This window comes from Caballeronia eucalypticola, assembly GCF_047608185.1.
In the GTDB taxonomy this organism is placed as follows: Bacteria; Pseudomonadota; Gammaproteobacteria; order Burkholderiales; family Burkholderiaceae; genus Caballeronia.
This window is the reverse complement of record NZ_JBLKRU010000009.1, coordinates 169,904-182,924: the sequence shown is the minus strand read 5'-3', so window position 1 is coordinate 182,924 and position 13,021 is coordinate 169,904. Positions and strand designations below refer to the sequence as shown.

General features: G+C 59.6%; 11 protein-coding genes. 10 read left to right on the top strand and 1 reads right to left on the bottom strand.

Annotated elements, in window-relative coordinates; genetic code table 11:
• The first annotated feature begins 43 nt into the window (after positions 1 to 43).
• The 9 genes from ACMX25_RS13490 (at position 44) to ACMX25_RS13450 (ending at position 9,856) form a co-directional block, all read left to right on the top strand.
• Positions 44 to 553 carry a (2Fe-2S)-binding protein gene (locus ACMX25_RS13490; protein WP_414950439.1) on the top strand — a complete coding sequence of 170 codons (510 nt, stop codon included), beginning with the start codon at positions 44 to 46 and terminating at the stop codon, positions 551 to 553.
• Positions 554 to 598: 45 nt separating this feature from the next.
• Positions 599 to 3,412 carry a c-type cytochrome gene (locus ACMX25_RS13485; RefSeq protein ID WP_414950438.1) on the top strand — a complete coding sequence of 938 codons (2,814 nt, stop codon included), beginning with the start codon at positions 599 to 601 and terminating at the stop codon, positions 3,410 to 3,412.
• A gap of 99 nt (positions 3,413 to 3,511) precedes the next feature.
• The gene (locus ACMX25_RS13480; RefSeq protein WP_414950437.1) at positions 3,512 to 3,994 is read left to right on the top strand and encodes a MarR family winged helix-turn-helix transcriptional regulator; all 483 of its coding nucleotides are present in this window, start codon (positions 3,512 to 3,514) and stop codon (positions 3,992 to 3,994) included.
• A gap of 383 nt (positions 3,995 to 4,377) precedes the next feature.
• The gene (locus ACMX25_RS13475) at positions 4,378 to 6,336 is read left to right on the top strand and encodes an ABC transporter permease (protein ID WP_414950436.1); all 1,959 of its coding nucleotides are present in this window, start codon (positions 4,378 to 4,380) and stop codon (positions 6,334 to 6,336) included.
• Positions 6,333 to 7,127, top strand: coding sequence for an ABC transporter ATP-binding protein (locus tag ACMX25_RS13470; RefSeq protein ID WP_414950435.1), 795 nt, complete (start codon positions 6,333 to 6,335; stop codon positions 7,125 to 7,127). Before ACMX25_RS13475 ends, ACMX25_RS13470 begins: the two co-directional genes overlap by 4 nt.
• Positions 7,127 to 7,855 carry an ABC transporter ATP-binding protein gene (locus ACMX25_RS13465; protein WP_414950434.1) on the top strand — a complete coding sequence of 243 codons (729 nt, stop codon included), beginning with the start codon at positions 7,127 to 7,129 and terminating at the stop codon, positions 7,853 to 7,855. The genes ACMX25_RS13470 and ACMX25_RS13465 overlap by 1 nt, the downstream gene beginning before the upstream one ends.
• Before the next feature lie 102 nt (positions 7,856 to 7,957).
• A complete protein-coding gene (locus ACMX25_RS13460; protein ID WP_414950433.1) occupies positions 7,958 to 9,175 on the top strand; it encodes an ABC transporter substrate-binding protein in 1,218 nt (405 codons plus the stop codon).
• Between the two features lie 211 nt (positions 9,176 to 9,386).
• On the top strand, positions 9,387 to 9,662 hold the full coding sequence (locus ACMX25_RS13455; protein ID WP_414950432.1) for a plasmid mobilization protein: 276 nt from the start codon (positions 9,387 to 9,389) through the stop codon (positions 9,660 to 9,662).
• On the top strand, positions 9,662 to 9,856 hold the full coding sequence (locus ACMX25_RS13450) for a hypothetical protein (RefSeq protein ID WP_414950431.1): 195 nt from the start codon (positions 9,662 to 9,664) through the stop codon (positions 9,854 to 9,856). Before ACMX25_RS13455 ends, ACMX25_RS13450 begins: the two co-directional genes overlap by 1 nt.
• Before the next feature lie 383 nt (positions 9,857 to 10,239).
• Here ACMX25_RS13450 and ACMX25_RS13445 read toward each other — a convergent pair whose 3' ends face one another.
• Positions 10,240 to 10,803 carry a lipid-binding SYLF domain-containing protein gene (locus tag ACMX25_RS13445; RefSeq protein ID WP_414950430.1) on the bottom strand — a complete coding sequence of 188 codons (564 nt, stop codon included), beginning with the start codon at positions 10,801 to 10,803 and terminating at the stop codon, positions 10,240 to 10,242.
• Between the two features lie 798 nt (positions 10,804 to 11,601).
• Between ACMX25_RS13445 and ACMX25_RS13440 the strand changes: the two genes are divergently transcribed.
• On the top strand, positions 11,602 to 12,954 hold the full coding sequence (locus ACMX25_RS13440) for an amidase (protein ID WP_414950429.1): 1,353 nt from the start codon (positions 11,602 to 11,604) through the stop codon (positions 12,952 to 12,954).
• Positions 12,955 to 13,021 lie beyond the last annotated feature (67 nt).

Genomic DNA, 13,021 nt, shown 5'->3' with positions numbered 1-13,021 from the left:
CCGAACGCATTGCCGCAGGCGGTCTTGATTCGATGACTAGAAGATGAGCGTCTCTGCTTCCGCCGCATCCGTTTCCGGACCGTTGACGCTGACCGTCAACGGCAGCACTCGCACGGTCGACGTGACCCGCGACACCCCCTTGCTGTACGTGCTGCGCAACGACTTCGAACTGAACGGTCCGAAGTACGGTTGCGGTCTCGGCCAGTGCGGTGCGTGCACGGTGTTGCTGGATGGTGGTCCGGCGCGCTCATGCGTCGTGCCGGTTGCGGCAGCTATTGGACGTGAGACGCTCACGCTGGAAGGGCTTGGAACGCTGGATGCGCTGCATCCGATCCAGCGGGCTTTTATCGATGAACAAGCGGCGCAATGCGGCTATTGCCTCAACGGCATGATCATGAGCACGAAGGCGCTGCTCGATCGCAATCCCGAACCCGATGACGACCATATCCGCGACGCGCTGCGCTTCAACTTGTGCCGTTGCGGCACGCACATTGAGATCATGCAGGCGGTGCATCGCGCGGCCGAGTATTTGAAACGCGAACAAAAACGTTGACTCATTGGACTCATGTAATGGACGCCCTGTAATGGACCCGACGTAATGGACGCCGTGCACGAAGGCAGTTCTGGCGGACCCGTGCTGATGCCCGAGTCGATGCTTCACGCGTGCGTGCTGGCAGAAGCCGACGCTGCGTTGCTCGCGTCTGCGCAACAGTTGAGCGTTGAAGCGGGCGTGCGCTGGGTGGTCGCGGGAAATGTGGCCGCGTTCGTGGCTGAGCGTTTCGAGCAAGCGCGCGATGCTGCTTGCCAACTGGTGTTATCGGCTCGTTCGCAGCATGCCGCTGATTCTGGCTCTCTGCCCGTGCAACATTCGGGCTTGCAGCAGGAAGCGCATTACACATGGCCGATTCCGGCGCACAGATTGGTGGCGTGCGAGGCCATTGCGTGTGACGACGCCGGTAGCATCGCAGTCTGGACCAATGCCCCCGACATTGTCGATCTTCGGGCGAATCTAGCTGCTGTCACGGGCCTGCCGCCCGAGCGCTTTGCGTTGCACTCCCTCAATGCGAACGATGCAAACGATGACCACACCGATCCGCTAATCGCCACGCATGCCGCGCTCGCTGCGGTTGTCTTGATGGCGGAAACCGGCCGGTCGATGTGCGTCGGCGGTTACGTGGCGGTGTCTCACGTCAAGGAGGCAGCGGTTTCTGTCGCTGCGTCGCTGGACGGCGAGGGCGCGCTGCTCGACTGGCGCTATATGGCGCGAACGCCGGGCTTAACGGGCGGCGAAGCAGTCGCACAACATCCGGGTCCTTATGCTTTACCGCGTGCGACGTCGCTTGTCGACGATCCCGCCACGCTGATTCCTCGCTCGGCGCATACCTTTGCACGCGAGTCGTTCGTCGATGAAATCGCACGCGACAATCATCGCGATCCGGTTTCGTTTCGTCTCGATCATCTCGACCCGGTTGAGCATGGCGGCGCGCGGGAGTTGATCGACACGGTGGCGCAGCGGGCAGCGTGGAACGCCGATCATCAGAATCGCAAGACGCGCCGCGCTGGCAACGCAGTCGCTCACGGCCGCGGTTTCGCGTTCGACGAACACAACCCGTCATCCATCGATAACCCCAACCGGACGCCCGACTACTCGGCGTGGATCGTCGATCTCGATGTAAACCGCCTGACCGGCGACGTCGCGCTCAAACGGGTGGTAGCGGGGCGGGCAAGCGGACGGCGCCGCATCGGCAGGTTGAATGGCGTTCCAGCCCGGCAGATCGCTGCTGCGGCCTCCCGTGCTCTCGGTCTACAACTTACGGCACGGCCGTCACACGACGAGACGCCGGGCACGCAGGCTGTATCGCACGAACTTGCACCGGCATCGGCATCGGCGGCGTCTGGCGAACTCGCTGCGCAGGCCACTGCCGGCGATCGCCTGGAAATAGATGTCTCCCCGGCTGCAGCGGCTATTGCCAATGCACTTTACGACGCAACTGGCGTGCGTTTCCGAGCGCCGCCGTTCACGCCGGAGCGTGTGCTTGCGGCGCTTGGGAAGGATTCCACCGGTACAGTTGGCACGATCAGCAACCCGCCACGACGCGCAAAACGCTCGCTGTGGACCGCGCTCGCTGCCGGCGGTGTTGGCAGCCTCATCGGGCTGGCTTGCACGCTGTGGCCCCTGCGAGCGTCGATTGACCCTATCGCGCGACCCGCTGCATCGACATGGTCGGACGCCACCATCGCTCGCGGTCGGCAGATTGCCGAGTTCGGGGATTGTGCGGTCTGCCATACCGCACCCGGCGGCGCGGTGAACGCCGGCGGCCTCGGTCTCGAGACACCTTTTGGCATGGTCTACACGACCAACCTGACGCCCGATCCGAAGACGGGCATCGGCAACTGGTCGTTCGCCGCATTCGACCGGGCCATGCGCCAGGGCATTTCACGCGACGGGCATCATCTCTATCCCGCGTTCCCGTACACCGCGTTCACGAAGATGAGCGAGGCGGACATGACTGCGCTTTACGCATACCTGATGTCGCAGCCGGCGGTCGACAATGCGCCGCCGGTCACACGCTTGCCGTTTCCGTTGAATCAGCGCGCGCTGGTCGCGGGATGGAATGCGCTCTATCTGAAGCAGGGCGAGTTCAAGCCCGACCCGACGCGTTCGGCGATATGGAATCGCGGCGCTTATCTCGTCGATGGCGCCGGGCATTGCAGCGCGTGCCATTCGCCGCGCAATGCATTCGGCGCTGAAAAGGGCGGCCGTTTATATCTGACGGGCGGCAGCGCGGAAGGCTGGGTGGCGCCGTCGCTTGTCGCCAATTCGAAAGCGCCGGTGCAGTGGACCGAGCAGGCGCTGTATGACTATCTCAAGACCGGTTTTTCGCATGAGCATGGCGTTGCAGCCGGCCCAATGGCGCCGGTTGTCGCGAGCTTGTCGACGTTGCCGGAAGAGGACGTGCGCGCGATGGCGCACTACGTGGCGTCGCTGTCGCCGCAACCGCAACTGCAACCGCAACCGGTCGAAACGACGTTATCGAAACCCGCGCATGCCGCCGCAGCGGATGCCGTGACCTTGCAAGGACTCGATAGCGGGCGGCGGATCTTTGAGGGCGCTTGCGCCGTCTGTCATGCCGCGACCGGCGGTGTTGGCAACTTCGGGGTGCGTCCGCTGCTCTCGCTGAACACCAGCGTGAGCGAAGCCACACCCGATAACCTGCTGAACGTGATCCAAAATGGCATCGATGCCCCCGCAACCGACGCGCTTGGTTACATGCCGGGTTTCAAGGATTCGTTCGATGACCGTCAGATAGCCGATCTCGTGTCCTATATCCGCGCGACGTTCGCACCGAATGAAGCGGCGTGGAAGGACCTGGCTCAGGCGTCGGCGCGGATTCGAAAGCACGTGCATTAGCGGCCAGCAAAATGTGGCGCCGGCACCATTTGGCAATGGCGCCACCCGCTGCGTGCGAGCGCCCGCCACCATTCCACCCTTACCGATATTCGAACTATCATGGCGCCTTCGAAGCTTCTTTCCGGTTCATCGCAAGCTGCGCAGGACGCCGTGTCCCGCTATGAGGTGTCGGAGCAGATCGGGCATCTTCTGCGCAAGGCTTATCAGCGTCATCTCGCCATCTTCAGCCAGACCATCGACGACCCTCAACTGACCGCCGTGCAGTTTGCGGTATTGAGCGCCAGCCGAAGGCTCGGGCCGTCTTCAATGAGCGACCTGGGCAAGGCCACCGCAATAGATGCGGCCACGGTACGCGGCATAATTGAGCGTCTGAGGGTACGTGAACTCATTGAGCTGCAAACCAATCCGGACGACCGCAGGAAGGTGAAGGTGCAACTGACGCGGGCGGGTGAAAGTCTGGTCGAACAGATCACGCCCACCGCCTTGCATATCAGCGAGCTGACCATGAGTGAGCTCAACGAAGCGGAGCGCGTGGCCGTGCTGTATTTGCTGCGCAAGCTTAGCGCGCCCGATGCCGATTAAGCGCGATTCGTATTCGACGGCTACGCTTATTAATTAGTCGCTTCGTCTGGTGCACTCTATTCGCTGCTTCTTCGCATTGCACCAATAGCGGGACCGTCGCACCGGAAAAGAGATTATGGCGTGTACGCTGATTTTATAAGGTGCAACACAATGAGCGTCCCTGCCCGACTGTCAGCTTGGCGTCAGCTATAAAGACCTGATAAAACAAGGGTCAAACGCAGTCGTACCTAGTACAAGTCTCTAGCTATAAAGTGGGCATGGTGATTGCATAGAAGACTAGAATTAGAGTGTGTACATTTGTATCGCCGGGCAGAGACGGCGCTTGAAAAAAGCAGCCTTGCCGGCGTGAACACCTTGATGAATCCCGAGCTATAGAGGCGTCGATGCTTTCGAATCTGGCTGTGCAACTCATCAACGGACTAGCGGACGCCTGCGCCATGTTTCTGGTCGCGTCCGGTTTGTCGTTGATCTTCGGCGTGACGCGAATCGTCAACTTCGCGCACGGCTCGTTCTATATGCTTGGCGTGTATGTGGCCTATAGCATCGCTAGCCGCTTTGGTTCGACCGTCGCGGGTTTCTGGCTTTCGATGCTGGCAGCAGCGCTCATTGTTGCCGTGCTCGGTGCACTGGTTGAGGTCATTGTGCTCCGGCGCATTTATCAGGCGCCCGAGTTATTCCATCTGCTGGCGACCTTTGCGCTAGTGCTGATTTTTCGCGACGCCGCCTTATATATCTGGGGCCCGGAAGACCTGTTCGGACCGCGCGCTCCGCTGCTCGGCGGCGCAGTGAATTTGCTCGGCCACGCGCTGCCTACCTATGACATTGCGTTGATCGTGATCGGTCCCGTAGTGCTTGCCATCCTCTGGTTCGGTCTGACTAAAACACGCTGGGGCACGCTCGTGCGTGCGGCGACCGGTGACCGCGAAATGCTCGGCGCGCTCGGTATCAATCAGGCCTGGTTATTTACGGGCGTGTTTTTTATCGGCGCATTTCTCGCGGGTCTTGGTGGCGCGCTGCAGGTGCCGCGCATGTCGGCGAACCTGTCGCTTGATATCGATACGATCGGCAATGCGTTCGTCGTCGTGGTGGTCGGCGGAATGGGCTCGATTCCCGGCGCGTTCGTCGCAGCATTGTTGATCGCGGAGATAAAGGCGCTATGCATTGGCCTGGGCGATGTAACCATTGGCGGCGTGGTGTTTTCGCTGAGCAAGTTCACGCTGGTGGCCGAGTTCGTGGTGATGGCGATTGTGCTGGTCGTGCGGCCGTGGGGCTTGCTCGGTCGCGCGCAAGCGGCGGTTCGAACCATGGCGGTCGCGGAAACACCGCTGCGTCTCGCCGATACCCGCCTGAAGATATTCGCCGGCGTCGTACTCGCCGTGCTTGTGCTCGCGCCGCTACTTTCGGGCGTGTTTCCCTACATGCCCGTGTTGCTTGTCGAGATCCTGATCGCGGTCCTGTTTGCAACGAGCCTGCATTTCATCATGGGTCCGGGCGGCATGCATTCGTTCGGCCATGCCGCGTATTTCGGTTTGGGTGCTTATGGCGCGGCGTTATTCCTGAAAGTCCTGAACTTGCCCATGGAAGCGGCGCTCGTGCTCGGCCCTTTGCTTGCGGGTGTCGGGGCGATCGTGTTCGGATGGTTTTGCGTGCGTCTGTCGGGCGTCTATCTCGCGATGTTGACGTTGGCCTTTGCGCAGATCGTCTGGTCGATCGTGTTCCAGTGGGACGCGGTGACCGGCGGCAGCAACGGCATTCTCAACTTGTGGCCATCAACCTGGCTTAGCTCGACGGTGGCGTATTACTACGTGACCCTGGTATTCGCGGTCCTGGGCGTCTGGCTCTTGAGACGCATGTTGTTCTCGCCGCTCGGTTATGCCATGCGCGCCTCGCGTGATTCAACGCTGCGTGCCGAAGCAATTGGTATCGACGTAAAGCGTGTGCAGTGGGTGGCGTTCATCATCGCGTCATTGTTCTGCGGCCTCGCGGGATCGTTGTTTGCGTTCTCCAAGGGATCGATCTCGCCGGAAGTGATCAGCGTCGGGCGCTCGGTCGACGGCCTCGTGATGGTGCTCCTGGGCGGCTTGCAGACGCTCACCGGCCCGATCGTCGGCGCGGCCGTTTTCACGTGGCTTCAGGATACGGTCGCGCGTCAGACGGACTACTGGGAGGCGCTGCTCGGTGCGGCCATCCTCGTGCTGGTGATCGCGTTCCCGCAGGGGATTGTGGGGTTCGTACGGGACAAGTTTGGATCGCATAAAAATTCCGATGGCGGCGTGGCTTCTCCGCCCGCTTCACAGTCTGCCTCACAGCCCGCTTCGCAATCTGCCAAGGAGGCCCTGTGACCCTTCTACGCGTCTCCCATCTTGCGAAATCGTTCGGCGGCGTCAAAGCGGTTGACGATGTTTCCTTCGACCTGAACGCGGGCCAGTTGCTCGCGTTGATTGGTCCGAACGGCGCGGGCAAGTCGACCTGCTTCAACATGCTCAACGGGCAATTGAGGCCGAGTTCCGGCTCCATCCTGTTCGACGGCCACGAGATTGCGGGCAAGCGTCCGCGCGATATCTGGCGACTCGGCGTTGGCCGCACCTTCCAGATTGCCGCCACGTTCAACTCGATGACCGTGATCGAAAACGTGCAGATGGCGCTCGTTTCGCGGGACCACCAGCTATTCAACTTATGGAAGCCAGCGTCGTCTATTCACGCCGATGAAGCCATCGCGTTGCTCGAACAAGTCGGCATGGCGGCGCATGCAAAACGCGCGTGCGGCGTGCTGGCTTATGGCGATGTAAAGCGCGTCGAGCTGGCCATTGCGCTCGCCAATAAGCCGAAGCTGTTGCTGATGGATGAACCGACCGCGGGCATGGCGCCGAAGGAACGCAACGACTTGATGGCGCTGACCAAGCAACTGGTGGTTGATCACAAGCTCGGCGTGCTGTTCACCGAGCACAGCATGGATGTAGTGTTTGCCTACGCCGACAAACTGATCGTGCTCGCTCGCGGCAAGCTGATTGGCGAGGGCGATGCGGAAACCGTCCGCAACGATCCGCGTGTGCGCGAAGTGTATTTCGGCACGGGGAAATCATTCACGCCGCGCGCATCGCTTTCGCCACTTTCGGCAGACGGAGTCGCCTGATGAACACATCGACTCAAGACAAGAGCATGCTTAAAGTCTCCGGTCTGAACGCGTTCTATGGCCGCGCGCAGATCCTGTACGACGTTGAACTCGAAGTGGGCCGCGGCGAAGTCGTTGCGCTGATGGGCCGCAACGGCGCGGGCAAATCGACCACGATGAAAGCGCTGATGGGCATGTTGCCATCGCGGCAAGGAGCGATCAATTTTTGCGGGCACGACATAGCGAAGTTGCCGCCGTATCGTATTGCGCGGCTCGGCATGGGCTTCGTGCCAGAAGACCGGCGCGTGTTCGGCGATCTGACCGTCATGGAAAATCTCGATACCGGCCGCCAGCCGCCGCGCGACGATGCACCCCGCTGGACGCCAGAAAAGCTGTTCCGCCTGTTCCCGAATCTTGGCGAGATGCCGAATCGTCCGGGCAGCCAGATGAGCGGCGGCGAGCAGCAAATGCTGACCGTGTCGCGTACGCTGATGGGGAACCCCACGCTGGTCCTGCTCGATGAGCCGTCGGAAGGCGTGGCGCCGATCATCGTTGAGCAGATGGCGAACATGATTCTTGAGTTAAAGCGCGAAGGGTTGTCCATCCTGTTGTCCGAGCAGAACATGCATTTCGCTGAACTCGTCAGCGACCGCGCCTACGTGCTTGAAAAAGGGCAGATACGGTTTAGCGGCACGATAGATGAACTCGCCCGCGACGAAGCGGTGCGGCGAGCGTATCTAAGTGTCTAAGCGCGAACAGGAAAAGTAAAGATCGACCAAGGGTATTCTTCAATCAGCCTTAGCCATGTCACTTAGCATTTAACTTAGCCGCTTTATCCGGAGAGAAAAACTATGACCACGCGTGTCGGATCGTTGCTGCGCTTAACCGCCTTCATGGTTGCGCCCTTGGCCACCGCTTTGGTGTCGGCCGGCGCTGCCGCCCAGACCATCAAGATTGGCGAGATCAACAGTTATAAAGCGCAGCCTGCGTTCCTTGGACCGTATAAGAATGGCTGGAACATGGCGCTCGACGAGGTCAACGCGGCGGGTGGTATCGACGGCAAGAAGCTCGAAGTCATCTCGCGCGACGACAACGGCAATCCGGGCGATACGGTTCGCGTGGCTCAGGAACTGGTCACGGGCGAACAGGTCTCGTTGTTGTTCGGGGGCTTCCTGTCGAACACCGGATTGGCGCTCGCCGACTATGCGAAGCAACGCAAGGTTTTCTTCCTCGCGGCTGAACCGCTGACGGACAAGATCGTCTGGGAGGACGGCAACAAGTACACATATCGGCTGCGTCCGTCGACCTATATGCAGGTCGCGATGCTCGTACCCGAAGCCGCCAAGCTGCACAAGAAACGCTGGGCGGTCGTCTATCCGAACTACGAATACGGTCAGTCGGCCGTGGCGACGTTCAAGCGTTTGCTGAAGGCGGCGCAGCCTGACGTCGAGTTCGTTGCGGATCAGGCGGCACCGCTTGGCAAGCTGGATGCCGGCGCGGTCACGCAAGCGCTCGCGGACGCAAAACCCGATGCAATCTTTAATGTTGAGTTCGCGGCAGACCTTGGAAAATTTGTGCGTGAGGGCAATACGCGTGGCTTGTTCAAGGACCGGCCGGTGGTGTCGTTGCTGACAGGCGAGCCTGAATACCTCGATCCGCTCGGGTCCGAAGCGCCGGTCGGCTGGATCGTGACGGGGTATCCGTGGTACTCGATCGATACCCCGGCTAACCGCAAGTTCGTCGCGGCCTATGAGACCAAGTATCACGACTATCCGCGGGTGGGATCGGTGGTGGGTTATTCGGCCTTGATGTCGATCGCCGATGGTTTGAAGAAGGCGAAGTCGACCGATCCCGACAAACTTGCGGCGGCGTTCAAGGGCCTGAAGGTTGAGACGCCGTTTGGTCCTATCATGTATCGCGCGCAGGACAACCAGTCGACGATGGGCGCGTATGTCGGCACGACGGCGTTGAAGGACGGCAAGGGCATCATGACGAACTATAGGTACATCGATGGCGCGAGTGTCCAGCCTTCGGATGCTGAGGTAGCGAAACTGAGGGCGGCGGATTAAGGCGATGGATTGAGGGTTAGCGTTTGAAAGTGTAAAAGTGTGAGGGCGGCCCGCGGAAGCGGGCCGTTTGCGTTGGTGTCTATGGCGAAGGACTTTGTTTCGAACGTTACTGGCATCGAGCAGCTCGGTTGATGCGAGGTGCAAAGAGCTTGACCAACTGCAGAATCAGTCTATGATGTACATATCATGGTCATGTACATAGGGAATAAGAATGGCTGCTGCAACGGAACGCATTGTCGTCCAAGTGACGCCGGTTCAGAAACGTGCGATTGCGAGCACCGCCAAGCGTCTCGGGCTCAACGTGAGTGAGTTGATGCGCCAAGCGGCGCAGGGCTTCACTCCGTCAGACGATGAGGAGGATATCAACGCGCTGATCTGGCGCGTGAACGCGTCCTCGCAGGAAGCGAATGACGCACTCGATGATGCGTTGTCATTTGTCGCGGAGTCGAACAAGCGCATCGCTGCAATGATGGGAGGTAAGGGGTAATGGGTGTGACCGACAAGGTGTGGGATGCGCTCACGACCGTAATCAAAATGAATGACAAGGTGGTGTCGCTGGCCGGAACGGTGAAGGAGCAACAGCTAAAGATCGAGGGGCTGACCGAGCGCGTAATTCGTCTTGAGGCGACTCTGGAACTGTTGATGCGTACGGGCACTGGCACGAAAAAGCTGTCGCGCTAACTGGAAGCAAATTAGGAATTTCGAATATGAGGAACAATGGCATCTGCAACAGTGACATCTAAAGGCAGGTGCGATTCCTCTGGCCGTACGCGACCAACTCGGGTTGAGTGCAGGGACCGCATCGAATTCATCTTCAACGGAGGAACCGGGCACTATGAAATCGTTCCCGCAATTCGCTCAGTGACCGCGCTCAAAGGAAGTGTCCGCAAGCTTGCGAAGCCGGCATCGATTGAGGACATTAACTCGGCGATCGGAGAGCAGTGAGCAGGGAACGTCGGCTCGATAACCAGACCTTAAACAGTTAAGGTTGTCGCTGGTGAAGTGGTGCCGATATGAGCTGGCGCATGCATTATCTGCAGGAAATCACCCGCGCAACCCACCCCTTACGGACTAAGCTTCGAAATTTTCTGACCTTGGATTCCCACCCCGGCCATCAGCCCTTGCTGACCATAAATGAACGCATAGACGTCCGATTGCAGCGTGGTCGATGTCAATGATCCCGCCGCGCCGGTATCCACGACAACCACGCTCGGACCCGCACCGATCGACCATCCGCCGCTGGTCTGCAAATAGTTGATTGCGGAATCGGTCGTGAGAAACATGGCTTCCTGAAACGATTGCGCGCCTGCCTGCAGCCCATACGAAACGGACGTTGCGTTGTAGTAGCCCATCACTTTGCCATCCGAGCCAAACATCACGCCATTTCCCTCCTCGGCCCCGACGATCAAACCCGCCTTGAGTATCTCCGGAAATACGAGCACCGCCTTTGCACGGGACTGTAGCAACTTCGCATTCGGCGTGGTGACGTACAAATGTTGAAGCGCTGCGCGCGCCTTTGCTTCCAGGTCCGGGTCGACCGCGTTGGACGGCGGTATTTGCGAAGTCGAGCAGGAGGTTACAAGCAGCAACAGCAGGTTAGCCAGGACGAGTCTGATGCATTTGGTCATGAGTTCAACTCCGCTCGCAGATCGGTTGTATCGGGCGGGATAACTTGAGTAGATAAAAAGCCATCTGCCGTTATTTGAAACAATTAAATTTTTAATGTTTGTAGTTCAAGTATTTATGAAAGTGGTGGCAATGCAGACGGTTATAAACATATGTGAAGGCGATTCGCGCATTTATCGCGAAAATCATCCGCGACCATGATTTCATGGGGCGCAAGAGGACCTTGACGATCGGTGAGTTCACCTGGGAAAGGTTTGGCCGGTATCGTGCTTATAAAGTCGAGCGTCTAATGGAGTGGGAGCTTATATCAAGCATTGGCGTTTGGCAAAGAATCGAATATTAAATAAATAATGGATTTAATATTGCAATTCGTTTCAGTGTTTCTATTTTTATATATCGAATAGTTCAACCGAAAAGTTGGCCCGAACCTCGTCGCCGGCGTTCAATCCACCCAAGCCAGGACGCAAGAGCACGCCGCCGGAAAAGAAGTCATAGAGAAACTTGTTGGAACCGAATGTGTTTTCTTGTTGGACCGAAGTATCCGTTCTTCGTGACACTGTTCCTATTACGAATCCACCTTCGCTAAAGAACAGTTGATGAGGGCATCACGACCGCAAGACAGGAGCGCGTCGCGAGTCCCGGATTCGCTCCGTGCATCGGTTCAAGGCCACTGACGGCGGCGCGATAGCGGCGATGTCGTCGAACTCGATCTTCACGATCCAGTGCTCGGACGCACTCTGAAAGATCAATACTCGATGGCATCGTTGCCGACGATTGCCTGACTCTTACTGGATATCATCATGACTCGCTTCGCTCCCAAGACACCGCTCGCCGATCTCGCCGCCATGCTCGACGCAGGCACCACGACCTCTCGCGAACTCACCGAAACCGCGCTGGAGCGCATTGCTGCCGATGGCGGCGACGGTGGCAACGCGTTCTGCTTTGTTGACGTCGATGGCGCTCGCCGACAGGCCGATGCCCTCGATGCATTGCGCCGCGCCGGCACGCGTCTTTCGCCATTGGCCGGTGTGCCGGTATCGATAAAAGATCTCTTCGATATACAAGGCCAGCCGACCCGCGCCGGTTCCCGCGTTCTCGCCGATGCTGCGCCCGCTCGCAACGATGCACCCGCGGTCGCCCGGCTAAGGCGCGCTGGGGCAGTGCTGATCGGGCGCACGAACATGAGCGAGTTTGCATTTTCGGGGCTGGGTCTCAACCCTCACTACGGCACGCCTGCATCGCCGTGGCGCCGCAACGAACGACATGTGGCGGGCGGATCATCGTCGGGAGCGGCAGCCTCCGTGACCGACGGTTTGGCGGCAGCGGGCCTTGGCAGCGACACGGGCGGATCACTGCGGATTCCCGCTGCGTTTTGCGGGCTCACGGGTTTTAAACCGAGCGCAGGACGTGTGCCGACTGAAGGCGTTGTACCGCTGTCGCCTACGCTCGATGTCGTCGGCGCGATTGCGTCGAGTGTCGCGTGCTGCGCGATGATGGATGGCGTGCTCTCTGGGGTGTCTTTCGATGCAAGCAGGCCGCTTGCGGGCGCGCGGTTCGCCGTGTTGCGCAACTATGTGATGGACGGTATTGAGCCGGAAATCGCACGAACTTATGAAGCGGCGTTGGACAAGCTTGCTCGCGCCGGCGCCTTGCTCACCGAGGTCCGTTTCGCGCCGCTCGATTCGCTGCCTGCGATCAATACGTTCGGCTTCTCGCCCATCGAAGCGTTTGCCGCTCATCGCTCGCGGCTGGGCACTCACGCGGATGCGTACGACCGGCGCGTGCTGGCTCGGATCAGACTTGGCGAGGCGGCATCGGCGGCGGATTACATCGATCTGCTCGCGGCCCGGCGCACGACCATCACGGCCGCTCGGCAGTTCTTCGCCGGTTTCGATGCATTCGTCATGCCGACCGTGCCCATCGCGCCGCCTGCCATTGCCGCGCTCGAAGCCGATGACGCCGTGTTTGCCGCAGCCAACGCGCTGGTGCTGCGCAATCCAAGCGTGGTGAATTTCCTCGATGGTTGCGCGGTGTCAGTGCCTTGCCATCGGGACGGAGATGCGCCGGTGGGATTCAGTATCGGTGGATTTCACGGGCAGGATGAAGCGATTCTTGCGCTGGCGGGTGCGGTGGAAACTGCGCTGGGGGTTTGAGAGGCGGCCTTGCTCCGTTCATAACGAAGCAAGGGAACAAGTCCCAACCAAATCAACACGTTGCTGC

Excerpts from the sequence above, each read along its gene's own strand:
- ACMX25_RS13490 (WP_414950439.1), top strand. The coding sequence starts at position 44 with ATGAGCGTCTCTGCTTCCGCCGCATCCGTTTCCGGACCGTTGACGCTG.
- ACMX25_RS13485 (WP_414950438.1), top strand. The coding sequence starts at position 599 with ATGGACGCCGTGCACGAAGGCAGTTCTGGCGGACCCGTGCTGATGCCC.
- ACMX25_RS13480 (WP_414950437.1), top strand. The coding sequence starts at position 3,512 with ATGGCGCCTTCGAAGCTTCTTTCCGGTTCATCGCAAGCTGCGCAGGAC.
- ACMX25_RS13475 (WP_414950436.1), top strand. The coding sequence starts at position 4,378 with ATGCTTTCGAATCTGGCTGTGCAACTCATCAACGGACTAGCGGACGCC.
- ACMX25_RS13465 (WP_414950434.1), top strand. The coding sequence starts at position 7,127 with ATGAACACATCGACTCAAGACAAGAGCATGCTTAAAGTCTCCGGTCTG.
- ACMX25_RS13460 (WP_414950433.1), top strand. The coding sequence starts at position 7,958 with ATGACCACGCGTGTCGGATCGTTGCTGCGCTTAACCGCCTTCATGGTT.
- ACMX25_RS13455 (WP_414950432.1), top strand. The coding sequence starts at position 9,387 with ATGGCTGCTGCAACGGAACGCATTGTCGTCCAAGTGACGCCGGTTCAG.
- ACMX25_RS13450 (WP_414950431.1), top strand. The coding sequence starts at position 9,662 with ATGGGTGTGACCGACAAGGTGTGGGATGCGCTCACGACCGTAATCAAA.
- ACMX25_RS13445 (WP_414950430.1), bottom strand. The coding sequence starts at position 10,803 with ATGACCAAATGCATCAGACTCGTCCTGGCTAACCTGCTGTTGCTGCTT.
- ACMX25_RS13440 (WP_414950429.1), top strand. The coding sequence starts at position 11,602 with ATGACTCGCTTCGCTCCCAAGACACCGCTCGCCGATCTCGCCGCCATG.